Source organism: Actinomyces sp. zg328 (genome assembly GCF_009829635.1).
In the GTDB taxonomy this organism is placed as follows: Bacteria; Actinomycetota; Actinomycetes; order Actinomycetales; family Actinomycetaceae; genus Actinomyces; species Actinomyces marmotae.
This window is the reverse complement of sequence record NZ_VWPE01000002.1, coordinates 15,535-41,608: the sequence shown is the minus strand read 5'-3', so window position 1 is coordinate 41,608 and position 26,074 is coordinate 15,535. Positions and strand designations below refer to the sequence as shown.

Below are 26,074 nucleotides of genomic sequence, written 5' to 3'. Positions count from 1 at the left end.
GGCCCCTGGCCGCGCGGCTAGAAGCCGAGCTTGGTCAGGGCCTTGGGATCGGACTGCCAGTCCTTGGCGGTGCGCACGTGGAGGTCGAGATAGATCTTGCGGCGCAGGTAGTCCTCGATGCCGCGGCGGGCGCGCACGCCGATCTCCTTGAGGCGGGCCCCGCCCTTGCCGATGACGATGGCCTTCTGGGAGTCGCGCTCGACGACGAGGCTGACGCGCACCTGCATGCGGTTGCCCGCGCCTTTGACGGGGCCCAGGCTGCCGGGCGTGGTGCCGCGCGGGTCCATGACCTCGTCGACGATGACGGCCAGGGAGTGCGGGAGCTCGTCGCGAACGCCCTCCAGGGCGGCCTCGCGGACGAGCTCGGCGATCATGAGGTCGCGGGGCTCGTCGGTGATCTCACCGGTGGGGTAGAGCGGCGGTGAGGGGGGCAGGTGACCGGCGAGGACGTCGGCGAGGACGTCGATCTGCTCGCCGCGCGCGGCGGAGACGGGAACGATGTCCGCCCAGTCGCCGAGTTGGTCGACGGCGAGGAGCTGGGCGGCCAGGGCCTCCCTGCCCACGGTGTCCGCCTTGGTGACGACGGCGACGACGGGGGCGCGCGACTCGGCGATGTCACGGGCGATGAAGCGGTCGCCGGGCCCGATCTTCTCATTGGCGGGGATGCAGAAGGCGATGACGTCGACGTCGGTGAGGGTCTCGCGGACGAGGTCGTTGAGGCGCTTGCCCAGGAGGGTCTTGGGGCGGTGCATGCCGGGGGTGTCGACGAGGACGATCTGGGCGTCCTCGCGGTGGACGACGCCGCGCACGTTGTGGCGGGTGGTCTGGGGGCGGTCGGACATGATGGCGACCTTGGTGCCGACCAGCGCGTTGGTGAGCGTTGACTTGCCGGTGTTGGGGCGCCCGATGAGGCAGGCGAAGCCGGCGCGGAAGCCCTCGGGGCGGACGGGCAGGGAGAGCCCCGCGGCGGCGGTCGCGCCAGCCGGGCCCTCTCCGTCGGCGCCCCCGGCTCCGTCATCGGTGAGGTCGATGCCCGCCAAGGCGTTCTCACCGGCCATGAGCTCGGCGTCGGAGGGGAAGCGGATGGGCGCAGCGGGCGCAGTGGGCCCAACAGGCTCATTGATCTCAGTGGTCTCGGCGTTGCCGTTCTCGGTGCTCTGGCCGGTCATGGGCGGTGATCGCTCTCGTCGTCGTGGGTAGTGGGGGTGCGGGTGGCTAGGAGGGTGGCGACCTGGCGGCGCCTGCCGGAGGCCTCGCCGGCGGTGAGGCGGATGCCCTGCCAGTCGCCGACGGCGCCGGGAAGGGGCACTCGGCCGATGGCCTTGGTGAGCAGGCCGATGGCGGTGTCGACGTCGTCGTCGTCGATCTCAATGCCGAAGAGCTCCCCGAGCTCATCGAGGCCGAGGCGCGCGGGGACGCGGTAGGCGCCGTCGCCGAGGTCCTCGACTTCGGGCTCGGCGTGGTCGTGCTCGTCGGTGAGCTCTCCGACGACCTCCTCCAGCAGGTCCTCCATGGTGACCAGGCCGGCGATGCCGCCGTATTCGTCGACGGCGAGGGCCATGTGGGAGCGGCCGGACTGCATGTCGCGCAGGAGGTCGTCGGCGGCCTTGGTCTCGGGGACGTAGACGGCCTCGCGGGTGAAGCCGACGACGGCGCGGGTCTCGTGCTCGGGGTGCTCGGCGAGGCGGCGCAGGACGTCCTTGAGGTAGAGGATGCCGCGCACGTCGTCGGCATCGTCGCCGATGATGGGGACGCGGGAGTACCCCGAGCGGATGAACAGGCGCATGGCAGCGGCCATGGGCTCGTCCTCCTCCATGGTGACCATGTCGGGGCGGGGCACCATGACCTCGCGCACGAGGGTCTGGCCCAGTTCGACGACGCTGCGCATCATCTCGCGGTCCTCGTCCTCGATGGACTCCGATTCGCCGATCTCGTCGATCATCTCGCGAAGGTCCTGGGTGACGGCCTCACGGGCCTCGGCCTCGGTGAGGGTGGAGGCGCGCCCGAAGCGGGACTCCAGCCAGCGCCAGGGGGCGCCGAGGGAATCGACGCGGCGCAGGAGGCCGGCGAGGACGAGGAGGGCCCCCTCGGGGTCGCGGCGCCCGAGGCGGCGCGGGGGGATGCCCACGACAAGCCCGAGGAGGACGGCGTTGACCCCGGCGGCGGCCAGGAGGACCTGCCACCACGAGGTGAGCAGGCCGGCGGCAGCGAGGGTGACGAGGACGGCGGCGAGCATGTCGACGCCGATGCGCGCGGCGCCGATGGTTCCCAGGACCTCGCCGCGGCGCTCGGCGAGGGCCAGGACTCCGGCGGCGCCCCGACGGCCATCCTCGACGAGGTCCTCAGCGGCGGCGCGAGTGATGCGGGCCAGGGCGGCCTCCCCGGCGGAGAGGGAGGCCCCCAGGGCGAGGATGAGGACCGAGGCGGTGATGAGCAGGGCGACGGGGGTGCCGGTCATGCGCCCCTACTCGCGAGGAAGGTCAAGAGGAGGGTGCGCTGGAGATCGAACATCTCCTTCTTCTCCTCCGGCTCGGCGTGGTCGTAGCCGAGCAGGTGGAGGATGCCGTGAGTGGCCAGCAGCAGCATCTCCTCGACGGCGGAGTGCCCCGCGGCGATGGCCTGCTTGGCGGCCACCTGGGGGCAGATGACGATGTCGCCAAGGGTCCCGGCGGGCTCGTCCTCGTCGCCGGGGCGCAACTCGTCCATGGGGAAACTCATGACGTCGGTGGGGCCGGGCAGGTCGAGCCAGCGGACGTGGAGCTCGGCCATGGGCTCGGGGTCGATGAAGAGGATGTTGAGCTCGGCCAGCGGGTTGACGCGCATGGCGGTGAGCACGTGGTCGGCCAGCGCGGCGAACTCGGCGCCGTCGATGGCGACCTCGGTCTCGTTGTTGATTTCGGTGGTCATGCGCGGCTCCTGGCGGGGGCGTGGTGGGTGGGGCGGGCGGCGCGATGCCCGCGGGAGCGGCGGGCGGCGCCCCCGGCACTGTCGGTGGGGCCATCGTGGTTGGCCCGCAGGGCCTGGTCGGCGGCGGTCTCGGCGTCATAGGCAGCGTAGGCGTCGATGATGCGGCCCACGAGGCGGTGGCGGACAACATCGGCGGCGCCGAGCTCGCAGAAGGAGACGCCGTCGACGCCGTCGAGGATCCGGCGCACGACGACGAGGCCCGAGGGGCGCGAGCCGGGCAGGTCGATCTGGGAGACGTCCCCGGTGACCACCATCTTGGAGCCGAATCCGAGGCGGGTGAGGAACATCTTCATCTGCTCAGGGGTGGTGTTCTGGGCCTCGTCGAGGATGACGAAGGCGTCGTTGAGGGTGCGCCCGCGCATATAGGCCAGGGGCGCGACCTCGATGGTGCCGGCAGCCATGAACTTGGGCAGGGCCTCGGGCTCGAGCATGTCGTGCAGGGCGTCGTACAGGGGCCGTAGGTAGGGGTCGATTTTGTCGGTGAGGGTGCCGGGCAGGAAGCCGAGGCTCTCGCCGGCCTCGACGGCGGGGCGGGTGAGGATGATACGGGAGACCTGGTGGCGGGCGAGGGCGTCGACGGCCTTGGCCATGGCGAGGTAGGTCTTGCCGGTGCCGGCGGGGCCGATGCCGAAGGTGATGGTGGCGTCCTCAATGGCGTCGACATACTTCTTCTGCCCCAGCGACTTGGCGCGTATGGTGCGGCCCCGCGCGGTTAGGACGTCCTCGGCGAGCACGTCGGCGGGGCGCGCGGCGGCCGCGAGGAGGCCGATGGCCCGCTCGACCGCGTCGGCGGTCAGCGGTGTGCCGGCGCTCGCGACGTCGACGAGCTCGGAGAGCAGGAGGACGACGGTGTCGACGACGGCTGGATCACCGGTGACGCGGATCTCGGAGTCCCGCACGAGGATATCCGCGTCGGGGAATCCCCTCTCCACGGCGCGCAGGACCTCGTCGCGCACGCCGAGGAGGGCGACGAGGGCGAGATCGGGTGGCAGGACGAGGGAGCGGGTCACCTCCGCGGCGGAGGCCGTGGGCGCGACAGCGCCGGGCGAGCCGGGGCGCGCGGCGGCGCCGGGGCTGGCTGGCGAGGTGGTCCGCGGCGCGTGGGGGGCCGCTACTGGGTCGATGGGCGCGTTGGTCATCGCGGCAGATCCTACCGGGGAGGGCAAGGGCGGGAGGGCAAGGGCGGGCGCAGGGCCCGCCCGCGCGGGGCCATCCCCACGGCGCGCGAGCGGGCCGGATCGGGGCGCAACCCGGGCGCTACAGCGCCATCGCGAGCGTGCCGGCCACCAGCATGACGAGGCCGCCCAGGTAGCGACGGCCCAGCCGCTCGCGCAGGACGAGCACGGAGAAGGCGACGGTCACGAGGATGCCCAGCTTGTCGATCGGCACGATGACGCTGGCCGGGCCGTCCTGAAGAGCCCGGTAGAAGCAGAGCCACGACGCCCCGGTCGTCAGCCCCGAGGCCAGCACCAGCGCCAGCTCGCGCCGGGGCAGGGCACCCAGGGGGCGCCATCGGCCGCTCACGGCGACCATCGCCCATGCCATGACCAGGACCACGGCCGTGCGGATCGCCGTGCCCAGGCTCGACTCCACGCCGACGATCCCGAGCTTGCCCAGGATCGCCGTCAGCGCCGCGAACACCGCCGAGCCCAGCGCGTGGGCCAGCCACCCCGGGGAAGCGCGCCGCCCGGGAAGGGTCCTCGCGTCGTCGGCGCGCTCCAGCATGAGCAGCGTTCCCACGACCATGAGGACCACGCCGGTGCCCCCGAGCGCCGTCAGCGGCTCGCCCAGGAGGACGATGGCGAGCAGGACCGTGAGCACGGTGCTCAGCTTGTCGATCGGGGCGACCCGCGAGGCCTCCCCCAGCTGGAGGGCCTTGAAATAGCACAGCCATGAGGCCCCTGTGGCCAGCCCGGAGGCGACGAGCCAACCGAGGGTGGCGGCGTCGATGCTCGCGATCTGGGACTGCGAGCCCCGCAGGAGCACCATGGCGACGGCGGCGGCCAGGACCACGGGGACGCGCAGGGCGGTGGCCAGGGTGGAGTCGATCTGCCGGATGCCCGCCTTGGCGAGCACCGCCGTCAGCCCGGCGAACAGGGCCGAGCCGCAGGCGAAAACGATCCACATGCGCCCAAGGCTAGCCCGTTACCTTGTTGGTGGTCGCGAGATGAGGCTCATGACCGGGCCAGCGGCGGTCGGCATGATGTCTTGCCCCTGACGCTTAATTGTCCGGGGGAGTCACCGGCCGCTGCGGCGCGCGCGGCCCCCGACGCACGAGCGAGCACGAGCCGGGCCGGATCCCGCAGATACCGTCTCACCCCGCGCAAACCGTCTCACCCCGCAGATACGCCCTCAAACTACGAGAATGAGGGCGCAAGGCCGGGCCGAGACGGTATCTCTGGGCCCGGGCGGTATCCCCGGGCCCCCAGCGGACTCACCGGCGGCACCATCCGGCCCTCAGCGGGTCCTGCGGGGCATCGTCAGCGGGGCGGCGGTGAGCAGCACGAGGCCGATGACCGCCAGTATGACGATGTCCATGACGAGGCCCTGCGTCACCGCCGCCCCCGCCTGGACCTCGCCGACGGCGTTGACCGCCCAGCTCATCGGCAGGACCTGGCTGACAGGCTCCAGGGCCGGCGGCAGCTGGCCGCGGGGGACGAGCATCCCGCACAGGAAGACCTGCACGCCGATGAGCAGCGGCATGAACTGCACCGCCTGGAACTCCGTGCGTGACAGCGCCGACACCAGAAGCCCCATCGCCACACCGACGAAGGCGTCCAGCAGCGCGGTCAGGATGATCCACGCCCAGCTCCCCGCGATCGTCACCCCCAGCGCCCAGGCGCACACCCCGAAGAGGACGAGCGCCTGCCCCACCGCGATCACCGTGAACGCCGTCGCGTAGCCCATGAGGAGGTCGGCGCGGTGCAGGGGCGTCGTCCACAGGCGCTCCAGGCTGCCGCTCACGCGCTCCTGGAGCATGGCGATGCTCGTGACCAGGAACATCACGGCCATCGGCAGGATCGCGATCATCTGCACCGCCACCCGGTCGAACAGCGCGTCCCCGCCCGGGAAGTCCTTGTAGACGAAGTACAGGAGCGTCACCAGCAGGGCGGGGACCGCCATGATGAGGGCGATCGTGCGCCTGTCATTGAGCAGCTGGCGCAGGACCCGCCGGACTGTCGTGGCGTAGGTGCGCAGTCTCATTGCTTCGTCTCCTTGCTCGTGGCGGCGCCGGCGATCGTCGCCGCTCCGGCGCCCTCGGCCGACTCGGCCTGGCGGATGATGGTGAGGAAGGCGTCGTCGAGCCTCTCGACGCCGGTGCTGGCCAGGAGCTCCGACGCGGTCGCCTCGGCCAGGATGCAGCCCTCGCGCATGAGCAGGACGCCGTCGCAGCGGAAGGCCTCGTCCATCACGTGACTGGAGACGAGGATCGTGGTGCCGCCCTCGGCGATGCGGCGGAAGGCGGCCCACAGGTCCTCCCGGGTCACCGGGTCCAGGCCGACCGTCGGCTCGTCGAGCACCAGCAGCTCCGGGGCCACAACGAGCGCGCAGGCCAGTGAGACCCGGTTGCGCTGCCCGCCGGAGAAAGTGGAGACCGGCCTGTCGGCGATATCCGCGATGCCGACCTCCGCTAGGACCTCATCAACCCCCCTGGCGCGCGGCCCGGCCAGGCGGGCGAAGTAGGCGGTGTTCTGGCGAGCGGTCAGGTTGGGGTAGACCGACGCCTCCTGGGTGAGGTAGCCGATGCGGCCACGCAGCGGCTTGCTGCCCGGCGCGGCCCCCAGGACCTCCAGCTCCCCCGAGTAGCGCTGCACGCCGACGATCGAGCGCATGAGCGTCGTCTTCCCGCAGCCCGATGGCCCCAGCAGGCCGGTGATGGATCCCGGGGCGAGAGCCAGGTCGAGCCCGTGGAGGATCTCGTTGCCGCCGCGGGTGACCACGAGGCCGGTGGCGCGCACGGCGGGCGCCGACGGCTCTGGCGCGAGGGCCCCTGATGAGGCGTTCTCGTTTTTCATCATGTGATGAATATAGGGTCGCGGTCCCTCATCGTCAAGAGTCATCACTGGGACCCGCCGCTGGCCGTCAGGCGGCCGACGAGGGCAGATCCCCCGTCGCGTAGCGCTGGATCGTGGGCGCGATGAGCGCCACCGCCTCCTCGATGCCGAGTGAGGCGGCCTGATCGAGACGGGCCATCCAGCGCGTCACGCCGAATCCGATGAGCTGGCTGGCGATGAGTTGGCCGCGCAGCTCGGGCCGGTCCGGGGCGAGTTTGTCCATGATGCTGCCCAGGATTCCGGTCGCGATGAAGTCGCGGAAGGGCGCCAGGCTCTCGTCATCGCTCATGGCGGCGCGGATGAGGGCGGAGAAGCGATCACCGCCGAGCCCGTCCCACAGCCCCACGAAGGAGCGGACGATCCCCTCCCCCAGCTCCTCGGGAGCGAGGCGGGAGATCGCCTGGGCCCGCTCGGAGATGCCGACGGCGCCGGTCCCGGCCGCCGACGCGACGACGGCCTCGGCGAAGAGCTCGGCGCGATCCCTGAAGTAGTGGTGGACGAGGGCGGGATCGACCCCGGCATCCCGCGCGACGCCGCGCAGCGAGGCGCGGTAGCCGTCCCTGGCGAATGCCGCGCGGGCGGCGGCGAGGATCGCCTCGCGCGCGTCCGGGCTCCCGGCGGGCCTGCGCCCGCGCGGGGTCATCGCCGCCTCCCCGCGGGTGATAGCAGCATCGACAGCATGGCCGCAGTATGCCCCATGGGCGCTAGCAGACGCCGAGCGGCCCCGCTCTCACCCCCAGAGGCCGGCCCTTTGGGCAAGGATGGCTAGGGCCACGGGGCCGGCGGAGGCCGTGCGCATGACATGCGGGCCCAGGCGCACCGCCGTCGCGCCCGCGTCCTCCAGGATGGCGGCCTCCTCAGCGCCGATACCGCCCTCCGGGCCGACGATCACGCCCACCACGCCGCCTCCGGGCAACGCCACGCCGCTGATGGGCGCCGTCGCCTCCTCATGCAGGAGGAGCACCGCTCCCCCGTCGTCGACGACGCCCCTGACCCACTCGGCGAGGCCCGCGGTCCTCCTGGGCTCGGCCACCTGGGGGACACGGGCGCGGCGCGCCTGCTTCGCCGCCTCACGGGCAGTGGCCTCCCATCGCGCCCGCCCTTTGGCCGCCTTCGGCCCCGACCACACGGAGATCGAGCGCTCCGCCTGCCAGGGCAGCACGAGGTCCACGCCGACCTCGGTGGCGGTCTCCACGGCCTGCTCATCGCGGCCGCCCTTGGCCAGGGCCTGGACGAGGGCCAGCCGCACGGGCGGCGCCTCCTCCGCCACGCGCTCGATCACGCTGACGGCCAAGCGGTCCTTCGCGCCGCCCTCGCCGGCGGCGGTCACCTCGCAGACCAGGCGCAGGCCCATCCCATCCACGAGATCAACGCGCTCACCAGCGCGCAGCCGCCGCACGGCGACGGCATGACGGGCCTGCGGGCCAGTCAGGACGAGGGCGTCCCCCGGCCCGGCCGTGGCGGCTGCGCCGTCGGGCTCAAGGGTCTGGGGGCTCATGAGGAACACGGGCGCGGTCACCCCCCAAGCCTACGGCCCACTGCGGCAGCCCCGGTGCTAGCGTCCAGGTCATGACCCCCAGTCCGAACGACAGCCCCGCCGCCCCGAACGCCCAGGACTCGCCCGCGGCCCACCCCCGGCCCTCCACCACCCCGACCACGCCGGAGGACTTCGCCGGCAACCTCGCCGCGGTCCGCTCCCGCCTTGAGGCCGCCGCCGAGCGCGCGGGCCGGGAGGCCTCAGAGATCAGGCTCCTGCCGGTCTCCAAAACCGTCCCCGAGGAGCGGCTGCGCGCCGCCGTCGCCGCGGGCATCACCCAGATGGGCGAGAACAAGGTCCAGGAGGCCAAGCGCAAGAGCGAGAACCTGGCGGACCTGCCCATCCACTGGGCGCTCATCGGCCATCTCCAGACCAATAAGGCCAGGGACGCGGCGGCCTTCGCCCACGAGTTCCAGGCGCTGGACTCCCTGCGCGTGGCCGAGGCCCTCGACCGCCGCCTCCAGGCGCTCGGCCGGCCCCTGGACGTATACGTGCAGGTCAACTCCTCAGGCGAGGCCAGCAAGTTCGGCCTGGAGCCCGCGGATGTCCCCGCGTTCCTGGCGGCGCTGCCCGCCTATTCGTCCCTACGGGTGCGCGGGCTCATGACGCTGGCCGCCCACACCGACGACACCTCCCGCGTCCGCGCCTGCTTCACCACCATGCGCGAGCTGCGTGACGCCGGGCTCCAGGCGGGAGCCGTGGGCGACGGCCAACTGTCCATGGGCATGAGCGGCGACTTCGAGATCGCCATCGAGGAGGGATCCACCTGCGTGCGGGTGGGCCAGGCGATCTTCGGGGCGCGCCCCGCTGGCGGCGAGCACTGGGCGGGGCCGCGCCGGGCCTGAGGGCGCGGGCGGCCAGGCCCCACCGCCCGCTCAGCGCCCGGAGAGCCTCTCCTTCAGGCGGCCCATGACGGAGTCGTCGCGATGGGACAGCCCGCCCTCCTCCCCGCGCAGTTCGGCGAGCCGGCGCAGCAGGTCGCGCTGCCGCTCGTCCAGGCGCGTGGGCGTCTCGACGACGATCTCGACGTTGAGGTCCCCGCGCCCGGCGCGGCGCAGGCGCCCCACGCCGAGCCCCTTGAGGGGCAGGACCTCGCCGGGCTGCGTGCCCGGCTTGATGACGACGCGCTGGTCGCCGTCGAGGGTGGAGATGTCGAATTCGGCGCCAAGCGCGGCCGCGGTCATAGGGATGCGCAGCTCGGTCCGCAGATCGTCGCCCTCGCGGCGCAGGTTCTCGTGCTCGACCTCGTGGAATTCCACGTAGAGATCGCCGGCGGGGCCGCCCGCGGGCCCGGCCTCGCCGCGCCCGGACATGCGCATGCGCGTGCCGGTGGACACGCCGGCGGGGATGCGGATCTCGATGTCCTGGTGGGTGCGCTTGCGGCCCTCCCCGGAGCACTCGGGGCAGGGGGTGACGATGACGGTGCCGTAGCCGTGGCAGGTGGTGCACGGCGAGGTGGTCATGACGTTGCCGAGGAAGGAGCGCGCCATGTGCTGCACGGAGCCCGATCCGTTGCAGGACGAGCAGGTCACCGGCGAGGTGCCGGGCGCGCAGCAGGAGCCCTCGCAGGCGGGGCAGGTGATGTGGGTGTCGAAGGGGACGGTTCGGGTGGCGCCGAAGGCGACCTCCTCCAGCTCGACGTCGACGCTCAGGAGCGCGTCCTGGCCCCGGCGCGCGCGGGACGCGGGCCCGCGAGCGCCGGCCGCGGCCCCGAAGAAGGAGCTGAAGATGTCGGCGAAGCCCCCGAAGTCCCCTCCGCCGAACCCGGCGCCGCCCCCGCGCACGGCATCCTCCCCGCCGAGATCGTAGAGCTCGCGCTTGCCGGGGTCGGAGAGGGTCTCGTAGGCGGTGGAGACGAGTTTGAACTCGTCCTCGTGCCCGGGGCCGGCGACGTCGGGGTGCAGGGCGCGGGCCTTCTTGCGGTAGGCCTTCTTGATCTCGTCGGCGCTGGCCCCGCGGGTCACGCCGAGCACCTCGTAGTAGTCGCTCACAGTCGGGTCTTCCTTCAGTCGTCAGTCGATGGTGGTCAGTGGCGCGGCGCGGATGGCGCTGCGGCCGCTCAGTCCCGCGGCCCGGCGAGGAACCGGGACAGGTAGCGGGCGACGGCGCGCACAGCGGTCATGGTGGCCGGGTAGTCCATCCGGGTGGGGCCGATGACCCCCAGGTGGGCGACGGCGTCGCCGACGCCCGGGCCGTACCCGGCGGTCACCACGCTGGCCTCGGCCAGGGCGTCCTCATGGTTCTCCGAGCCGATGCTCACGCGCATCCCGGAGGCGTCGGCGGGGTCCCCTGAGAGCAGGCGCAGGAGGACGACCTGCTCCTCGATGGCGTCCAGGAGCGGCCCCATGGTGGTGAAATCGGGGGTGGCGCGGGCCAGGTTCGCGGTGCCGGCCACGGCGATGCGCTCCTCGGCGTCGGGGCGCAGGGCGGCGATGAGCTCGCCGGTGACGGCGGCCAGCAGCGCGCGCTCGTCGGAGGGGGACTGCTCCGCCAGGCTCGCCAGCACGGGGGCGACGTCGTCGGCCCTCCTCCCCACGAGGGAGGCGTTGAGGCGGGTCTTGAGATGCTCCAGGGCAACAGGGTCGATGACGCCGCGCGCGCCGTCGTCCCCCGGGCCGGAGCGGTCGCCCATGAGGGTGATGGTGCGCTGCTCGACGCGCCCGGTATCCGTGATGATGACCATGAGCAGGCGCGTGGGCGCCAGGGCCACGAGCTCGAGGTGGCGCAGCGCGGTCAGCCGCAGGCGCGGGTACTCGACGACCGCCAACTGCCCGGTGAGCTGGGCCAGGACCCGCACGGTGCGCACCACCACCTGCTCCAAGTCCACCGCGCCGGTCAGCAGCGCGGAGATCGCCGCGCGCTCGGGGGCGGACAGGGGCTTGACGCGGGCGACCTCGTCGACGAAGAGGCGGTAGCCCTTCTCGGTGGGGACGCGGCCCGCGCTCGTGTGGGGCTGGTGGATGTAGCCCTCGTCCTCCAGGGCGGCCATGTCGTTGCGGATGGTGGCCGGGGACACGCCGAGGCGGTAGCGCTCGACGAGGGCGCGCGAGCCGACGGGCTCACGGGTGCGCACGTAGTCCGTCACGATGGCGGACAGGACTTTGAGACGGCGGTCATCGGCCATGGCGCTGCCCTCCTCCCGGCTCCCATGCGTTAGCACTCTCGGTCGACGAGTGCCATCCTACGCCCGGCCCGGCGGGTCTCCCGTTCGCCCAGCGTGAGCCTCGCTACCGTGCCCGGCGTGACTCCCATCCCCCCGCACCGCCCCCAGGCCGTCCCCGGCGCGACGGCGGCCCGCCGCAAGGCCCTGCGCGAGCAGGGCGCCACCCGCGCGCAGCAGCACGCGGCGGGGCCCGCGAGGACCGCCGTGCCCAGATCGGCCTCCGCGCCGTCGATGTCCGACCGCTACGGGGGCGACGTGCTCGCCGCGGACCCGCATCGAGTGGGCCCGCGCGCCATCCGCCCGGCGTCGGCCCATGTGGCCGTTGAGCGCGGCATGGTGCTGGAGGACCGCGAGACCGGCTTCGTGGGAGCGGCGGTCGCCGTGGAGAAGTCCGGGGGACGCCGGATCGTCGTCCTGGAGGACCGCCACGGGAGGCGGCGCGGCTTCACGCTGGGCCCGGGCTTCTGGCTGGAGGGCCGCCCCGTCATCCTCGACCCCCCGGCGCCGGCGCGCCGCGCCCCGGCCGGGCCGGTGAGCGCTGGCGGCAGGCGCCTGACGGCGTCGGGCTCCTACGCGGTGGAGGGCGAGCGCGCCCGTACGGCCCGCGCCTCGCGGATTTGGGTGGAGGGCAAGCACGACGCCGAGCTCGTGGAGAAGGTCTGGGGCGATGACCTGCGCCATGAGGGCGTGGTCGTCCTCATGCTCGACGGCGTGGACAACCTGGAGGAGGTCATGGCCGAGTTCGCCCCGGGGCCGGCCAGGCGGGCGGGCGTCCTCGTGGACCACCTCGTGGCCGGATCGAAGGAGTCGCGGATCGCCGAGCGCGTCCGCGCCATGCCGGGCGGGGACAACGTGCTCGTGCTGGGCCACCCGTACGTGGACGTGTGGCAGGCGGTGCGCCCCGAAAGGGTGGGCCTGCGCGCCTGGCCGGATGTTCCGCGCGGCACGGACATCAAGCACGGGACGCTCAAGGCGCTCGGCTGGCCCCACGCCACCCAGGCGGATGTCGCCCGGGGCTGGCAGCGGATCCTGGCGACGGTGCGCTCCTACAAGGATCTGGAGCCGAGCCTGCTGGGCCGCATGGAGGAGCTCATCGACTTCGTCACCGCGCCCGGCACCACCTGAGGGGCCCGCTGGCCGACTCGCCAGGGCGGGCCCCGCGCGGGGCGCCGCCCGGAGTCGCCAGGGGGCTCTCAGGCGTCCTGGATGGCCAGGCGGCGGCCGCGCATGATCAGGGCGGCGTCCCAGGCGAGCAGGGCCGCCGTGAGCAGGCCGCCCAGGAGTTTGACCCACAGGGGCTGGGCGATGAAGAGCATGACCATGGCGGCCAGGATCGGGACGAGTCGGGTAGTGGTCTGCACGACGTAGCCGCCGAAGGAGGGCATGGCGACGCCGTCGGCCTCGGCCACGGACTTGACCATGAAGTTCGGGCCGTTGCCGATGTAGGTGATGGCGCCGCAGAACACCGCGCCGAGCGCGATCGGCATGAGGTACAGCTCGGGAACGCCCGCGACGAGCTCGCCGCCCGGGGATTCCACGACCCTGGCCACCTCGAAGAAGGTGACGTAGGTGGGGGCGTTGTCGAGCACGGAGGACAAGCCTCCTGTGAAGATGAAGAAGGTGATCTCGTTGATCGGCAGGCGCGGGGCGATCTCGTCCAAGTACTCCAGGGCCGGGATCATGGTGAGGAAGATGCCGACGAACAGGGCGGCGACCTCCGCGATGGGCCCCCAGGCGAACTGGTTGTCCTCGTAGCGCACGCGCCTGTCCCCCAGGAAGTAGGAGGCGGCCGCGGCGCCGATCATGATGGCCTCGCGGATCGGCAGCCAGTCGCTGAGGGTCGCGTGGCCCTCCTCGATGGCGTGGACGTCGATGGAGGGGGCGAGCGCGACGGCGGCGATGATGACGGCGAACCAGATGAAGTTCACGGCGCCGCGCAGGCCCAGGGGCTCGAGTTCGGTCTTGTCGCGCGCGATGTTGGCCCTGGGCTCCTGGGAGTGGAAGTAGGTGTCCAGGGCGAAGTAGGACGCCAGCAGCATCCCGTTGACGAACAGCCACTCGGGGAAGAGGCGGAAGGTCCAGGTAAAGGGGACGCCGCGTAGGAAGCCCAGGAAGAGCGGCGGATCACCCAGTGGTGTGAGCAGGCCGCCGCAGTTGGCGACGACGAAGATCGTGTACAGGACGGTGTGGACGCGGTAGCGCCGCTCCCGGTTGGTGGCCAGCAGGGGGCGGATGAGCAGCATGGCGGCGCCGGTGGTGCCCACGAAGGAGGCCAGGATGCCACCAATGGCCAGGAAGATCGTGTTGTTGCGGGGCGTGGCCTCGATGTCGCCCTTGAGGTGGATGCCGCCGGCGACGACGAAGAGCGAGAGCAGCAGGGCGATGAACTGCCCGTACTCGACGACGGCGGCGAAGACCCGCTGCCAGCCCAGGGCGTGCCACATCCAGGCGGCCACCGGCAGGCCGAGGGCTGAGGCCAGGATGAGCTGGTTGCGGTTCTTCTCCCACCAGTGCGCGGTGGCGGGGATGAGGGGAAGGGTGGCGATGCTCGCGAGCATCGCCACGAACGGGAGGGTGGACCACCAGGGCAGGTGCAAAACGTCTCCTCTGATTCTTGGGCTGTCCACCACCCACCATAGCCGACGGCGTGAAACCGTCCCGTTTCAATCCACCCATCCGGACAGCGCGACACGCGCCTGCTCGGCCAGCGCGGCCACGCAGCCGGGCGAGTCATTGCCCCAGGGGATGTAGTGGAAGTCCCCTCCCCCGGCGGCGGTGAAGGCCCGCCTGTTGAGCTGGTCGATCTCCTCCAGGGTCTCCAGGCAGTCGGCCATGAAGCCGGGGCAGATGACGTCGAGGCGCGGGCATCCGGCCGCGCCCAGCTCGGCGGCGGTGTCGATGGTGGCCGGACCGATCCACTTCGCGGGCCCGAAGACGGACTGGAAGGTGGTGCAGATCAGGCCCTCGGGGGCGGCGAGCCGCGCGGTGAGGAGGGCGGCGGTGCGCTCGCACTCGGAGCGGTAGGGGTCCCCGGCGTCGTGCATGGCCTGGGGGATGGAGTGGAAGGACAGCAGGAGGCGCCCGCCGGCGGCGGGGTCGGGGCGGCCGTGGCGCTCCCAGTGGCGCTCGATGGCGGCGGCCAGGGCCTCGATGTAGGCCGGGGCGCCGGGGAAGGAGCGGATGGTGCGCAGCTCGGGCTGATCGCGGCTGGCGAGCATGAAGCGGGCCGCCTCGTCGATGACGGTGCCCTGGCTGGAGGCGGAATACTGGGGGTAGGCGGGCAGGACGACGATGCGGCGGCAGCCCGCCTCCATGAGCTCGCCCATGACGTCTCTGAGGGCCGGCTTCCCGTAGCGCATGGCGATGCGGACCTGGACGGCGTCGCCGAGGGCGCTCGCGAGGAGCTCGCCCTGCCGCTCGGTGTGGTGCATGAGGGGTGAGCCGGAGTGACTGGCCTCATGGCCGGCGCGCCAGATGGTGGCGTACTTGCGGGCTGAGCGCGCTGGTCGGATGGTCAGGACGACGCCCTCGAGGATGGGGCGCCACAGGGCGGGATGGGTCTCAACGACGCGCCTGTCGGTGAGGAACTCGCGCAGGAAGGGGCGCACGCGCTTGGCGGTGGGCGCCTCGGGCGTGCCGAGGTTGACCAGGATGAGCGCTGGACGGGGATCAGGGCGGGGGTGTGCGGGGGTCACGGGGTCCTCGACGGCGTGGGCGGATGGCTTCATGACGGCGCGACACGATTCGTCACCTCCACGAGATTACCCGATCCCGGCCGGGCGGACCGGCACGGCTGCCGGCGCGCGGGATGGCGGGGTTCGAGGTCCGCTTCCCGCCGCCGGGGTCAGCCTCGGGCGGTGAGGGCGCGGGTGACGGTGTCGGCCATGAGGCGGCCGCGCAGAGTGAGGATGGCGCGCCCGCGCAGGGCGGCCGCGCCGTCGAGCAGGCCATCGGCGACGAGCCGGCCCACCACGGGCACGAGCCGCCTCGGCGCGCGCCCGGGGCCCGGCTCATCGCCTCCCCCCTCACCAGGCTCCCCCAACTCCGCCAGTGCGATGCCCTCGCGCAGACGGATGCCCAGCATGACCCGCTCCAGGAGCCGGGAGTCGGCGTCGACCACCTCGTGCCCGGCCACGGGGAGCCTTCCGCCGAGCGCCTGCGCCGCCCAGGCCAGGGGGTGCTTGGCGTTCCACAGCCGCACGTCGCCCAGGTGGCTGTGCGCCCCGGGGCCGGCGCCCCACCAGTCCCAGTCCTGCCAGTAGGCGCGGTTGTGCCGGCACTCGTGGCCGGGCAGCGCCCAGTTGGAGATCTCGTACCACTCGTAGCCGGCGCTCGCCAGGAGGCGGTCGGCCAGCTCGTACTTGGCGGCCTCGTCGTCGTCACTGGGCATGGGCAACTCGCCGCGCCGCACCTGGGCCCACATGCGCGTGCCCTCCTCGATGACGAGGCCGTAGGCGCTGAGGTGATCCGGGCCGATCTCCACGGCGGCCTCGATGGAGCGCTCCCAGTCCTCCAGGGACTCCCCCGGCGCGCCGTAGATGAGGTCGAGGCTCGTGCTCAGCCCCGCGCGCCGCGCCCAATCGACCACCAGCGGCACGCGGGACGGCTCGTGCGCGCGGTCCAGGACCCTCAGCACATGTGGCACCGCCGACTGCATCCCGAGGGACACCCGGGTGAAACCGCCCTCGGCCAGCGCCGCCAGGCCCGCCTCGTCCACCGAGTCCGGGTTCGCCTCGGTGGTCACCTCAGCGCCCTCGGCGAGCCCGAAGACCTCCCTGACGAGTCCGATCATCTCGGCCAGGTCGGCGGGCGGGAGCATGGTCGGGGTGCCGCCGCCCACGAAGACCGTGGCGGCCTGGCGCGCGGGAAGGCCGGCATCGTCCATCGCCGCGCGGGCGGCGCGCAGCTCGGCGGCCAGGGTGCTCACGTAGTCGCCCGCGGAGGCGCCCCGCCCCATGTCGAGATTCGTGTAGGTGTTGAAGTCGCAGTAGCCGCAGCGGACCCGGCAGTAGGGCACGTGCAGGTAGACGGAGAACGGGCGCGCGGCGCCATCAGCGCGCCCGGGCCCGCCTGCCCCGCGCCCGGGCCCCGGCGCGGCCACCTCGGGGGGCAGGCCTCCGTCAAGGGGCGACCCCACGGGCTGGGCCGGGCTCACGCCCCCGCCTCCCCCGTGAGGCCGGCGGGGCGGGCGGCCCGGGGGGCGTCGCCCGCGGGCCACCGGGCCGCGATCTGCCCGCAGACCGTCATGAGCACGAGCGCCGCCACCACGACGGCGAAGGGCGCCGCCCAGCCCCCGGTCGCCTCGCGCATCCAACCCAGGACGATCGGTCCCACCGCGGCGGCACAGTAGCCCACCGTCTGGATCAGCGCCGTGGTGCGACGGTTGTCATCCAGTGATTCAGCGCGCTGGATGACCAGGGAGAACAGGGCCGCGAAGAACGCGCCCTGCGCGATCCCGGACAAGAGGCACGGCACCAGCCACGCGGTCGGCGCCACGATCATCGTCACCGGCAGCGCGAGCCAGCAGGCGCTCAGCACCCCCAGCATGCGCGCGCCGGACCAGCCCAGGGCCTCGAGCATGAGGGGCACGAGCATCGGGCCCACGATCCCGGTCATCGTGAACACCGAGGAGGCCAGGCCCGCGGCGGACTCGCTCATCCCGGCGGTCTGCGCGAGCGCCGTCGGCAGCCAGCCGGAGATCGCGTAGAAGGAGAGGACGTGCCCGGTGAAGGCCATGGCCATCACCCAGGCCAGCGGACGGCGCCACACGGGCCGGCTGATCGGCGTCCGCCCCGGGGCCCCAGCGTCCCGACGATCGCCCTCGGCGCCCTCGTGGCCCCCGCCGGTCAGGGAGCGCTCCCCCACCCAGGCGCTCATGCCCGAGCGGCGCCGCAGGCTCTCACGCGGCGCGGTCGAACCCGGCGGGTAGACCCACCACCAGGCAGCCGCCGCCAAGGCCACGGGGATCACGGTCCACGCCAGGGCGGAGCCGCGCCAGCCGACCGCCTGGGCCAGGGGGACGGCCAGCGCCGTCGCGGCCGTGACGAGGACATTGCAGGTGGCCGAGTACAGGCCCGTCATGAGGGAGGCCCGGTGCCAGAAGTCCCGGCCGATGACCATCGGCGCCACGAGGTTGCCGATTGTCAGCCCCGCGCCGATGATCACGGTCCCCGCGAAGGCCGCCGCCGCGCCCCCGGCGGAGCGGAGCACGGCCCCGGCGACCACCGCGCCCATCATCACCAGGCCCGAGGCGTTGACCCCCATCCGCCTCACCGCCATGGAGGCCACCGGGGTGAGCAGGCCGAAGCAGAGCACCGGCACGCTGGTGAGCGCCCCGCGCGCCGCCCCGGACAGGCCCAGGTCATCGCCCAGGCGCGGCAGGAGCGGCGGGATGACGCCCACCGGCACCCGCACGACGGCGCAGAGCCCCAGGAAGCCGAGCACGATGACGGCGAGCCACGCCCGCCTGGGCAGCCGGGCCCCGCTCATGGGGTCACCGGCCCGTCAGCCCCTCGGGCGCGAGGAGCCCGGGGGCGCCGTCATCCAGGCGCTCCAGCGTGCTGGGGCGGGCGGCCGGGATCCACTGCTCCTCGGTGCGCACCGCCGTCAGGTCCCGGATCGTGCGGCCCTCGTCGATGCCGCGCTGCTCGAAGCGGGTCATGGCGCGCCCGGCGAAGCGCTTAGACCACCCGCCGCGCGCCCCCGATGGCGAGCCGGGGTCCACCCCGTTGCCCGCGTCCCCGGCGACGGCGGTGGCCGCGCCCAGGTCGGGGCGCGCGCCGGCGTCGTCGTAGCGGAAGTAGGGTCCGGTGGAATCGGCCTCGATGCCCTCGGGCAGGGCGGAGGCCGCCTCCAGGACGTCGCGCATCTGCCAGGCGTAGTCCGCCCAGTCCGTGGCCAGGCGCCACACGCCGCCGGGGCGCAGCACCCGGGCCACGGAATCCGCGAAGGCGGCGCTCACCAGGCGGCGCTTGCGGTGCCGGGCCTTGCGCCACGGGTCGGGGAAGAACACCCACACCTCGCTCGCGCAGCCCACGGGCAGGGCGGTGGCCAGCAGCTCGGCGCCGTCGGCCGGCACGACGCGCGCATTGGTCAGGCCCTGGCGGTGGATCGAGGCGACGATCCGGGCGATCGCGGTCTCCCATACCTCGACGGCCAGGTGGTCGACACCCGGGTGGGCGGCGGCGTGGGCCAGGACGGCCTCCCCCGATCCCGAGCCGATCTCGATGACGAGGGGGCGGCCCGAGCCCTGGTGGCCGAACAGCGCCTCGGGATCGAGGCGGAAGCCGGGGGCCACGGTGCGCACCGCGTCGCGCCGGGGCACGTCCACCACGTAGCGGGGGGCGAGCGCGGCCAGGGCCTCGGCCCGCGCCTCGCTCAGGCGACCGCCGGCGCGGGAGTAGGAGCGCACTCGCGAGTGGATCGCGTGGGAGCGCGGTGGGTGCTGCTGCATCGGCCCGTCCCCTCAGCCGACCCGCTCATCGGCGGCGGCGGTCACGTACTTGCGCGTGTAATCAGCCAGGCGGAGGTTGCCGAAGGCCTCGGAGGCGAGCATCGCCTGGGCGTCGCGCGGGTCGTGGTGGGCGAACCAGCGGTGGCAGGTGACGCGGTGGCCGGGGGTGGAGACCACCCGGACCTCGTCGCCGGCTAACACGCTCCCGTCGCGCAGCACGGAGAGGTAGACGCCCACGCGGGCTCGCTCGGAGAAGACCTCCACCCAGTCACCGCGGCCCATGCCGCGGGCGAAGGTGGAGCAGGGGTTGCGCACGCCGGTGACCGTCACGAGGATGCCGCGCCGGGGGCTCTCCCCGCCGGGCGGGACGGGGCCCCCGGCCCCGGCGGCGGAGCGCTCGCCGCCCTCCCCCGGGGCGGCGCCCGGGCCGATGGACAGGATCGCGCCGATCTCGACGTCGTCGATGCCGCCGATGGCGCCGGGCTCGATGAGCATGTTCTCGCCCATGCCCCCGGCGGCCAGGCCGCGCTCGGGGCCGAGCACCCCGGCCCAGTGGCGGGCCTCGGCGGCATCCAAGACGTGGAGGGCCTTGTCGAGGCCGCCGTGATGCTCGCGATCCGCCTGCTGATCCCCCAGCAGGCCCAGGGCATTGACCGCCACGGGGCCGTCGACGGGGGCCTTGTGGATCGCGGAGACACCGGGGGCGCCGCAGTCGGGGCGCAGGCGCGCCACGACGCACACGGCGCTGACGGCGCCCACGAGGTCGCCGTCGGTGAATGGCGAGGGCTCGTCGCGGTGGCGCCCATCGGCGCCCGCGTGCGGCTCGCCCAGCACCCGGGCGAGCCCGCGAGTGAGAACCAGATCAGCGCCGTCGTCCCTCATGACTTCCTCCTGCTCCCGTGGGCCCGGCGAATCGGGTCGCCGGGCCGCTGTCCGCGATTCTTCCTACTTGCCGTCCTTACCGGTGGGATTGTCCGCGCCGAGCGCCGCGATGAAGGCCTCCTGCGGGACGTCGACGCTTCCGATCGCCTTCATCCGCTTCTTGCCCTCCTTCTGCTTCTCCAGCAGCTTGCGCTTGCGGGAGATGTCCCCCCCGTAGCACTTGGCGAGCATGTCCTTGCGCAGGGCGCGGATGGTCTCCCGGGCGATGATCCGCGAGCCGATGGCCGCCTGCACGGGCACCTCGAACTGCTGGCGCGGGATGAGCTCCTTGAGGCGCTTGGTGAGCTTGAGGCCGTAGGAGTAGGCGGCGTCCTTGTGGACGATGGCGCTGAAGGCGTCCACCTTGTCCCCATTGAGGAGGATGTCGACCTTGACCAGGTCCGCGGACTGCTCGCCGTCCATCTCGTAGTCCAGGGAGGCGTAACCGCGGGTCCGGGACTTCAGGGCGTCGAAGAAGTCGAAGACGATCTCCGCCAGGGGCAGCACGTAGTGCATCTCCACGCGCGTCTCGGAGAGATAGTCCATGCCCTGCATGGTGCCGCGCCGCGACTGGCACAGTTCCATGACGGTGCCCACGAACTCGCTGGGGGTCAGGATGGTCGCGCGGACCACGGGCTCCTGGACGTCGAGGATCTTGCCCTCGGGGTACTCCGAGGGGTTGGTCACGGTGTGGACGGCGCGGTCCTCGGTGGTGACCCGGTAGACCACGGAGGGGGCGGTGGAGATGATGTCGAGGTTGAACTCGCGCTCGAGGCGCTCCCGGATGATCTCCAGGTGCAGCAGGCCGAGGTAGCCGCAGCGGAAGCCGAAGCCGAGCGCCACGGAGGTCTCGGGCTCGTAGGTGAGGGCCGCGTCGTTGAGCTTGAGCTTGTCCAGGGCGTCGCGCAGCACGGGGAAGTCCGAGCCGTCTACGGGGAAAAGCCCGGAGAACACCATGGGCTTGGGCTCCTGGTATCCAGCCAGCGGCTCGGCGGCCGGCGCGGCGGCGGAGGTGACGGTGTCGCCGACCTTGGACTGGCGCACGTCCTTGACCCCGGTGATGAGGTAGCCGACCTCCCCGGCGCCCAGGCCCGCCGTGGGGCTGGGCTCGGGGCTGATGACGCCGATCTCGAGCAGGTCGTGGACAGCGGTGGTGGAGAGCATCTCAATACGCTCGCGGGGCTTGAGGGCCCCGTCGACGACGCGCACGTAGGTGACGACGCCGCGGTAGGTGTCGTACACGGAGTCGAAGATCATGGCGCGCGTGGGCCCGGCGGGGTCGCCCTCCGGCGCGGGGACGGCCTCGACGATGCGGTCGAGCAGTTCGGGCACGCCGGCGCCGGTCTTGCCAGAGACCTTCAGGATGTCCGCGGGCTCACAGCCGATGAGCGAGGCGATCTCATCGGCGTGGCGCTCGGGCTCGGCGGCGGGCAGGTCGATCTTGTTGAGCACGGGGATGATCGCGAGATCGCCCTCGATGGCCATGTAGAGGTTGGCGAGGGTCTGGGCCTGGATGCCCTGGGCGGCGTCGACGAGCAGGACGGCTCCCTCGCAGGCCGCCAGGGAGCGGTTGACCTCGTAGGAGAAGTCGACGTGACCGGGGGTGTCGATCATGTTGAGGGCGTAGGGGCGGATGGCGCCGTCAGGGCCGGGCGCGCCCCAGGGCATGCGCACGGCCTGGGACTTGATGGTGATGCCGCGCTCGCGCTCGATGTCCATGCGGTCGAGGTACTGGGCGCGCATGTCGCGGGGGGCGACGACGCCGGTGGCCTGGAGCATGCGGTCGGCCAGGGTGGACTTGCCGTGGTCGATATGGGCGATGATGGAGAAGTTCCTGATCAGCGCGGGATCGGTCGCGGCCGGGGTGACGGCGGCGGCCTGCTCGGGCGTGAGGATCGGTGACACGGATGCCTTCCGGACGGGCGCGGCGGGGCGCGCGGAACATACTGGGTCCAGTCTCCCACGCCGTCGCCCGGGTCGGCGCGACCGCAGCCGGACGCGGGCCAGTGGCCCCGGGCATGATCGGCCGCGGATGGCGCTTCGCGTATCAGGTGAGGCTCGGCTAAGGTGCGGGGCGTGATCGAGCGGATCCACGAGCTCCCCTTCGCCTGGGTGCTCCTCTTCTTCTGGTGCGGCGCCATGGCCCGCTCGAACGCCATGTACTGGACCGGGCGGTGCCTGGGCGCGGGGGCCTCGCGGAGCCGCTGGGCCCGGATCCTGCAAACCCCGGCGTACGCGAGCGCCCAGGAGTGGGCGGCACGCTGGGGCGTCTGGGCGGTACCCCTGTCCTTCCTCACCATCGGCGCGCAGTCACTCGTTCAGATCTCGGCCGGGGTCGCGCGCGTACCCGTGCCGCGCTACCTACTGGCCACGGCGATCGGCTCCCTCCTGTGGGCGGGGATCTACACGACCATCGGCATGGCAGTGCTAGCCGGATGGGTGGCCAGCCCCGCGGGGCGCTTGCTGACGATCGTGGCGCTGGCGGTCGTGGCCGCCGTCATCCTGCTGCGCAGGAGGGGGCGGGGCAGGAGGGCCCCGCGCCGGGATGAGCCAGGGCCCGGCCGGCTCAGGGGGCCCGGCACCGAGACCGCCGAGGGGAGCCCGGCGCCCGCGCTCACCCATCCCACCCCGTCCCACGATATGAGCGCCGCCACGTCGGATTTGCCGCCCGCTTCCCGGCTCCCCTAGCGTTGCCACCATGACGACGACGCGCACCCGCCGCTGGTGGTGGCTCCCCTGAGGGCGAGCCACTGACACGTCGTACCCGACGCCCCGCTCGCCACGAAGGCGGGCGCGAGAGCGCAGAGGAGCCCTTGGGCCCGCCTTGAGAGCATGACCACCCCTCCAAGGAGAGAGCCCCGCATGAGCACCGCGGACGCCGCCCAGTCGGCCCCCACCGCCCACAACGCCACGCCCCTTCCCGGCGCCGCCCCCACCGCCGGCCGCGCCCCCACCGGCCCGCTCGGCCCCGACGCCCCGGGATACACCGCCCCGGCCCCCGGCGCGGACGTCCCCCGCCACACGCTGCTGCCAGCCTTCTTCGGGCGCTTCGGCGGCCAGGAGGTCCCCGACTTCCTCCTCCCCGCGCTCGACGAACTCGAAGCCGCCTATGCCGAGGCCGTGGGCGACCCCGGCTTCCTGGCCGAGCTCGAGGACCTGCGCGGGGGATACCTCGGCCGCCCCACGCCCCTGCACGAGTGCCGCGGCCTCTCGCGCCCCGGCACCCGCATCATCCTCAAGCGCGAGGACCTCGTCCACGGCGGCGCCCACAAGGGCAACAACGCCCTCGGGCAGGCCCTCCTGGCCAAGCGCATGGGCAAGACCCGCCTCATCGCGGAGACCGGCGCGGGCCAGCACGGCACCGCCACCGCGATGGTCGCCGCCCTGCTGGGACTGGAGTGCACCATCTACATGGGCGCCCACGACGTCGAGCGCCAGCGCCCCAATGTGGAGCGCATGGAACTCATGGGGGCCAGGGTCGTCCCCGTGACCACCGGCTCGCAGGGCCTCAAGGACGCCGTCGACGCCGCCCTAACGCAGTGGTGCGAGCGCCTGGGGTCCACCGCCTACATCCTGGGCTCGGCGACCGGCCCCCACCCCTTCCCCACGATCGTCCGCTACTTCCAGTCGGTGATCTCGATCGAGTCCCGCGCCCAGGTGCTCGCCCGCTACGGGCGCCTGCCGGACGCCGTCATCGCCTGCGTGGGCGGGGGCTCCAACGCCATCGGGGCCTTCAGCGAGTACCTGGACGACGACGTCGAACTCATCGGCGTCGAGCCCGCGGGCAAGGGCTTGAGCACCGGCCTCCATGGCGCCCCCATCTGCGCCGGCCGCACCGGCGTCCTCCACGGCACGCGCTCCTACGTCATGCTCGACGACGACGGCGCCGTCCTGCCCTCCCACTCCATCTCCGCCGGCCTCGACTACCCCTCGGTGGGCCCCGAGCACGCGTACCTGGCCGACACCGGCCGCGCCAGGTACGTCGCCATCACCGACGACGACGCCCTGAGCGCCTTCCGGGAGCTCTCCCGCGGAGAGGGGATCATCCCCGCCCTGGAGTCCTCCCACGCCATCGCCGAGGCGCTGCGGATCGCCCGCGAGCGCGAGGCCAGCGGGTGGGCCGAGGAGATGCTTCTCCTGGTCAACCTCTCGGGGCGCGGGGACAAGGACATGCGCGAGATCCGCGAGCGCCTGCCCTGACCCAGCCCGGGGATGAGCCGATACGATGAGCAGCGAAAAGACGCGATGAGGAGCGCAGCATGACTATCACAGGAACTGCGGGATCGGCGGGGCCCGCGGATCCCATCCGGCCCACTGAGCCCACGGTGCTGACCCGCGGGGTCTGCTGCCCCCAGGACTCCGGGGCGCTCGTGAGGCGCCTGGCGCGGGCCGGCGCGATCGCCACCACCGCGGATGCCGCGGGCGGCGCCCCCAGGCCGGTGGACCTCGTCCTGCTGGAGAGCGCGGATATCACCACGGGCTCCTCGCGCACGACGGTCCTCATGCTCGAGGCGAGCGCGCGACTGACCTGTGAGGGGGACCAGGTGGTCATCGAGGCCCTGGACCGGGCCCGGCCCGACGGTGAGGCCGCCGTGGCGCGCGTGCGCGCGTCCCTGGCGGACCGCGTCATCGAGGAGGGCCCCGGCCGCCTGGTGGTGCGGATCCCCGCGCCGGCCGACGACGCCGGGCTGGAGGAGCGGGAGCGGCTGACGGCCCCCTCGACCTTGGAGCCGCTGCGGGTGCTGGCCTCCCAGGAGGTCGATCACCCCCACCTGCCCCTCGTGGCGGGAGTGTTCGCATTCGACTACCTGGCGGGCTTCGAGCGGCTGCCGCGCGTGGCGGCGGGGCCAAACACCTGCCCGGACTACCTGTTCCACGCCGCGCGCATCCTCCTGGTCATCGACCACCCCACCGGTGAGGCGACGCTGGTGGGGGCGAGCGTGGACGCCGATGATCTCGCGCGCCGGATCGACGAGTTGGCCGCCGTCATCGACGCCGCCGGGCCCGAGCCGACCCCGGATGAGGGCGGGCCAGCGCCGGTGACGGGAGGCGCCGGCACAGTGGCCGGCACAGTGGCCGGCCCCGCCGCCCGCCCGGTCGCCCGCGCCGTGCCGAGCGTCTCGGACAGCGATTTCGCAGGGCTCGTGGCCGGGCTCCAGGAGTCGATCGCCGCCGGGGAGGTCTACCAGGTGGTCCCGTCGAGGGCGTTCACGATCGACTGCCCGGACGCGTTGGAGGCCTACCACGCGCTGCGCGAGTCGAATCCGAGCCCCTACATGTTCTACGTGGCGACTCCCGGCTTCGAGCTCCTGGGCGCCTCCCCCGAGTCCGCCCTGGAGCACAGCGCGGCCACGGGCGAGGTGGCCATCCGGCCCATTGCCGGCACCCGGCCGCGCGGGCTGGCCCCGGACGGCTCCGTGGACCATGAGCGGGACACGCGCCTGGAACTGGAGTTGCGCACGGACGCCAAGGAGATCGCCGAGCACGTCATGCTCGTGGACCTGGCGCGCAACGACGTCGCCCGAGTCAGCGCGCCGGGCACCCGGAGAGTGCGCGAGCTGCTGCGCGTGGACCGCTACAGCCGCGTCATGCACCTGGTCTCGGAGGTGTCCGGGCAGCTGGACCCGGGCCTGGACGCCCTGGACGCCTTCCGCGCCTCGATGACGATGGGCACGCTCACCGGCGCGCCGAAGCTGCGGGCCGCCGAGCTCATCCGCGCCACCGAGGGCATGCGGCGCGGCTCCTACGGGGGCTCGGTGGGCTACCTGCGCGGCGACGGCGAGCTCGACACCTGCATCGTCATCCGCTCGGCCTTCGTCAAGGACGGGCGGGCCCTGGTGCAGGCCGGCGCGGGCGTCGTCGGCGCCTCCGACCCGGCCGCCGAGGCGGCCGAGACCGTCCACAAGGCCAGCGCGGTGCTGGAGGCCGTGGCGGCCGCGCGGGGCGCTGAGCTCATCATCGAGACCGGGGAGGCCTGA

Annotated in this window: 23 protein-coding genes; 5 read left to right on the top strand and 18 right to left on the bottom strand. The window is 73.1% G+C overall.

The window, feature by feature from the left end; all coding sequences use genetic code 11:
• Nucleotides 1-17 precede the first annotated feature (17 nt).
• The 9 genes from era to GVV75_RS01485 form a co-directional block, all read right to left on the bottom strand.
• Nucleotides 18-1,169 (bottom strand): GTPase Era, encoded by a 1,152-nt coding sequence (gene era / locus GVV75_RS01525; protein ID WP_159716666.1) that lies wholly within the window; start codon nt 1,167-1,169, stop codon nt 18-20.
• Nucleotides 1,166-2,458 (bottom strand): hemolysin family protein, encoded by a 1,293-nt coding sequence (locus GVV75_RS01520; RefSeq protein WP_159716664.1) that lies wholly within the window; start codon nt 2,456-2,458, stop codon nt 1,166-1,168. Before GVV75_RS01520 ends, era begins: the two co-directional genes overlap by 4 nt.
• Nucleotides 2,455-2,907: an rRNA maturation RNase YbeY gene (gene ybeY / locus GVV75_RS01515; protein WP_159523552.1), complete on the bottom strand. Its 453-nt coding sequence runs from the start codon at nt 2,905-2,907 to the stop codon at nt 2,455-2,457. The genes GVV75_RS01520 and ybeY overlap by 4 nt, the downstream gene beginning before the upstream one ends.
• Nucleotides 2,904-4,106, bottom strand: a complete 1,203-nt coding sequence (locus GVV75_RS01510) for a PhoH family protein (protein WP_159625503.1) — start codon at nt 4,104-4,106, stop codon at nt 2,904-2,906. Before GVV75_RS01510 ends, ybeY begins: the two co-directional genes overlap by 4 nt.
• A 118-nt stretch (nt 4,107-4,224) precedes the next feature.
• On the bottom strand, nt 4,225-5,094 hold the full coding sequence (locus tag GVV75_RS01505; RefSeq protein WP_159523556.1) for an EamA family transporter: 870 nt from the start codon (nt 5,092-5,094) through the stop codon (nt 4,225-4,227).
• A 330-nt stretch (nt 5,095-5,424) separates the two neighbouring features.
• The gene (locus GVV75_RS01500; RefSeq protein ID WP_159813202.1) at nt 5,425-6,171 is read right to left on the bottom strand and encodes an ABC transporter permease; all 747 of its coding nucleotides are present in this window, start codon (nt 6,169-6,171) and stop codon (nt 5,425-5,427) included.
• Nucleotides 6,168-6,986, bottom strand: a complete 819-nt coding sequence (locus tag GVV75_RS01495; RefSeq protein ID WP_236266024.1) for an ABC transporter ATP-binding protein — start codon at nt 6,984-6,986, stop codon at nt 6,168-6,170. The genes GVV75_RS01500 and GVV75_RS01495 overlap by 4 nt, the downstream gene beginning before the upstream one ends.
• Before the next feature lie 64 nt (nt 6,987-7,050).
• Nucleotides 7,051-7,665, bottom strand: a complete 615-nt coding sequence (locus tag GVV75_RS01490) for a TetR/AcrR family transcriptional regulator (protein ID WP_159523560.1) — start codon at nt 7,663-7,665, stop codon at nt 7,051-7,053.
• Nucleotides 7,666-7,752: 87 nt separating this feature from the next.
• A complete protein-coding gene (locus GVV75_RS01485; RefSeq protein WP_159813200.1) occupies nt 7,753-8,541 on the bottom strand; it encodes a 16S rRNA (uracil(1498)-N(3))-methyltransferase in 789 nt (262 codons plus the stop codon).
• 50 nt (nt 8,542-8,591) lie between these two features.
• Here GVV75_RS01485 and GVV75_RS01480 point away from each other — a divergent pair, with 50 nt between their 5' ends.
• Nucleotides 8,592-9,404 (top strand): YggS family pyridoxal phosphate-dependent enzyme, encoded by an 813-nt coding sequence (locus GVV75_RS01480; RefSeq protein ID WP_159813198.1) that lies wholly within the window; start codon nt 8,592-8,594, stop codon nt 9,402-9,404.
• A gap of 30 nt (nt 9,405-9,434) precedes the next feature.
• Here GVV75_RS01480 and dnaJ read toward each other — a convergent pair whose 3' ends face one another.
• On the bottom strand, nt 9,435-10,550 hold the full coding sequence (gene dnaJ / locus GVV75_RS01475) for a molecular chaperone DnaJ (protein WP_159813196.1): 1,116 nt from the start codon (nt 10,548-10,550) through the stop codon (nt 9,435-9,437).
• Between the two features lie 68 nt (nt 10,551-10,618).
• On the bottom strand, nt 10,619-11,683 hold the full coding sequence (hrcA, locus tag GVV75_RS01470; protein ID WP_159523568.1) for a heat-inducible transcriptional repressor HrcA: 1,065 nt from the start codon (nt 11,681-11,683) through the stop codon (nt 10,619-10,621).
• 108 nt (nt 11,684-11,791) lie between these two features.
• On the opposite strand from hrcA, the gene GVV75_RS01465 reads away from it, so the two are divergent.
• Complete coding sequence (locus tag GVV75_RS01465; RefSeq protein ID WP_201288682.1) at nt 11,792-12,847, top strand: DUF3097 domain-containing protein; 1,056 nt, start codon at nt 11,792-11,794, stop codon at nt 12,845-12,847.
• 68 nt (nt 12,848-12,915) lie between these two features.
• On the opposite strand, the gene GVV75_RS01460 is transcribed toward GVV75_RS01465, so the two are convergent.
• From GVV75_RS01460 to lepA, 7 genes are all read right to left on the bottom strand, one after another.
• Nucleotides 12,916-14,319, bottom strand: coding sequence for a sodium:proton antiporter (locus tag GVV75_RS01460; protein WP_159625509.1), 1,404 nt, complete (start codon nt 14,317-14,319; stop codon nt 12,916-12,918).
• 66 nt (nt 14,320-14,385) lie between these two features.
• Nucleotides 14,386-15,450, bottom strand: a complete 1,065-nt coding sequence (hemH, locus tag GVV75_RS01455; RefSeq protein ID WP_159625511.1) for a ferrochelatase — start codon at nt 15,448-15,450, stop codon at nt 14,386-14,388.
• 116 nt (nt 15,451-15,566) lie between these two features.
• Nucleotides 15,567-16,877: a radical SAM family heme chaperone HemW gene (gene hemW / locus GVV75_RS01450; RefSeq protein ID WP_159625513.1), complete on the bottom strand. Its 1,311-nt coding sequence runs from the start codon at nt 16,875-16,877 to the stop codon at nt 15,567-15,569.
• Nucleotides 16,874-18,211, bottom strand: coding sequence for an MFS transporter (locus GVV75_RS01445; protein ID WP_159625515.1), 1,338 nt, complete (start codon nt 18,209-18,211; stop codon nt 16,874-16,876). The genes hemW and GVV75_RS01445 overlap by 4 nt, the downstream gene beginning before the upstream one ends.
• A gap of 4 nt (nt 18,212-18,215) precedes the next feature.
• A complete protein-coding gene (gene trmB / locus GVV75_RS01440) occupies nt 18,216-19,175 on the bottom strand; it encodes a tRNA (guanosine(46)-N7)-methyltransferase TrmB (protein WP_159625517.1) in 960 nt (319 codons plus the stop codon).
• A 12-nt stretch (nt 19,176-19,187) separates the two neighbouring features.
• Nucleotides 19,188-20,057 (bottom strand): MOSC domain-containing protein, encoded by an 870-nt coding sequence (locus GVV75_RS01435; protein ID WP_159523580.1) that lies wholly within the window; start codon nt 20,055-20,057, stop codon nt 19,188-19,190.
• 63 nt (nt 20,058-20,120) lie between these two features.
• Nucleotides 20,121-22,001 carry a translation elongation factor 4 gene (lepA, locus tag GVV75_RS01430; RefSeq protein WP_159523582.1) on the bottom strand — a complete coding sequence of 627 codons (1,881 nt, stop codon included), beginning with the start codon at nt 21,999-22,001 and terminating at the stop codon, nt 20,121-20,123.
• A gap of 171 nt (nt 22,002-22,172) precedes the next feature.
• Here lepA and GVV75_RS01425 point away from each other — a divergent pair, with 171 nt between their 5' ends.
• From GVV75_RS01425 to GVV75_RS01415, 3 genes are all read left to right on the top strand, one after another.
• Complete coding sequence (locus GVV75_RS01425) at nt 22,173-22,784, top strand: DedA family protein (RefSeq protein ID WP_159625520.1); 612 nt, start codon at nt 22,173-22,175, stop codon at nt 22,782-22,784.
• A 174-nt stretch (nt 22,785-22,958) separates the two neighbouring features.
• Nucleotides 22,959-24,296: a tryptophan synthase subunit beta gene (trpB, locus tag GVV75_RS01420; protein WP_159625522.1), complete on the top strand. Its 1,338-nt coding sequence runs from the start codon at nt 22,959-22,961 to the stop codon at nt 24,294-24,296.
• A 59-nt stretch (nt 24,297-24,355) separates the two neighbouring features.
• Nucleotides 24,356-26,074, top strand: coding sequence for an anthranilate synthase component 1 (locus tag GVV75_RS01415; RefSeq protein WP_159625525.1), 1,719 nt, complete (start codon nt 24,356-24,358; stop codon nt 26,072-26,074).

What these genes read in the sequence shown, in the direction of transcription:
- GVV75_RS01500 (WP_159813202.1), bottom strand. Translation starts at nt 6,171, where the DNA reads ATGAGACTGCGCACCTACGCCACGACAGTCCGGCGGGTCCTGCGCCAG.
- GVV75_RS01520 (WP_159716664.1), bottom strand. Translation starts at nt 2,458, where the DNA reads ATGACCGGCACCCCCGTCGCCCTGCTCATCACCGCCTCGGTCCTCATC.
- GVV75_RS01490 (WP_159523560.1), bottom strand. Translation starts at nt 7,665, where the DNA reads ATGACCCCGCGCGGGCGCAGGCCCGCCGGGAGCCCGGACGCGCGCGAG.
- GVV75_RS01415 (WP_159625525.1), top strand. Translation starts at nt 24,356, where the DNA reads ATGACTATCACAGGAACTGCGGGATCGGCGGGGCCCGCGGATCCCATC.
- GVV75_RS01480 (WP_159813198.1), top strand. Translation starts at nt 8,592, where the DNA reads ATGACCCCCAGTCCGAACGACAGCCCCGCCGCCCCGAACGCCCAGGAC.
- hrcA (WP_159523568.1), bottom strand. Translation starts at nt 11,683, where the DNA reads ATGGCCGATGACCGCCGTCTCAAAGTCCTGTCCGCCATCGTGACGGAC.
- era (WP_159716666.1), bottom strand. Translation starts at nt 1,169, where the DNA reads ATGACCGGCCAGAGCACCGAGAACGGCAACGCCGAGACCACTGAGATC.
- GVV75_RS01505 (WP_159523556.1), bottom strand. Translation starts at nt 5,094, where the DNA reads ATGTGGATCGTTTTCGCCTGCGGCTCGGCCCTGTTCGCCGGGCTGACG.
- GVV75_RS01435 (WP_159523580.1), bottom strand. Translation starts at nt 20,057, where the DNA reads ATGAGGGACGACGGCGCTGATCTGGTTCTCACTCGCGGGCTCGCCCGG.
- trpB (WP_159625522.1), top strand. Translation starts at nt 22,959, where the DNA reads ATGAGCACCGCGGACGCCGCCCAGTCGGCCCCCACCGCCCACAACGCC.
- trmB (WP_159625517.1), bottom strand. Translation starts at nt 19,175, where the DNA reads ATGCAGCAGCACCCACCGCGCTCCCACGCGATCCACTCGCGAGTGCGC.
- ybeY (WP_159523552.1), bottom strand. Translation starts at nt 2,907, where the DNA reads ATGACCACCGAAATCAACAACGAGACCGAGGTCGCCATCGACGGCGCC.
- hemH (WP_159625511.1), bottom strand. Translation starts at nt 15,450, where the DNA reads ATGAAGCCATCCGCCCACGCCGTCGAGGACCCCGTGACCCCCGCACAC.
- GVV75_RS01510 (WP_159625503.1), bottom strand. Translation starts at nt 4,106, where the DNA reads ATGACCAACGCGCCCATCGACCCAGTAGCGGCCCCCCACGCGCCGCGG.
- GVV75_RS01495 (WP_236266024.1), bottom strand. Translation starts at nt 6,986, where the DNA reads ATGATGAAAAACGAGAACGCCTCATCAGGGGCCCTCGCGCCAGAGCCG.
- GVV75_RS01445 (WP_159625515.1), bottom strand. Translation starts at nt 18,211, where the DNA reads ATGAGCGGGGCCCGGCTGCCCAGGCGGGCGTGGCTCGCCGTCATCGTG.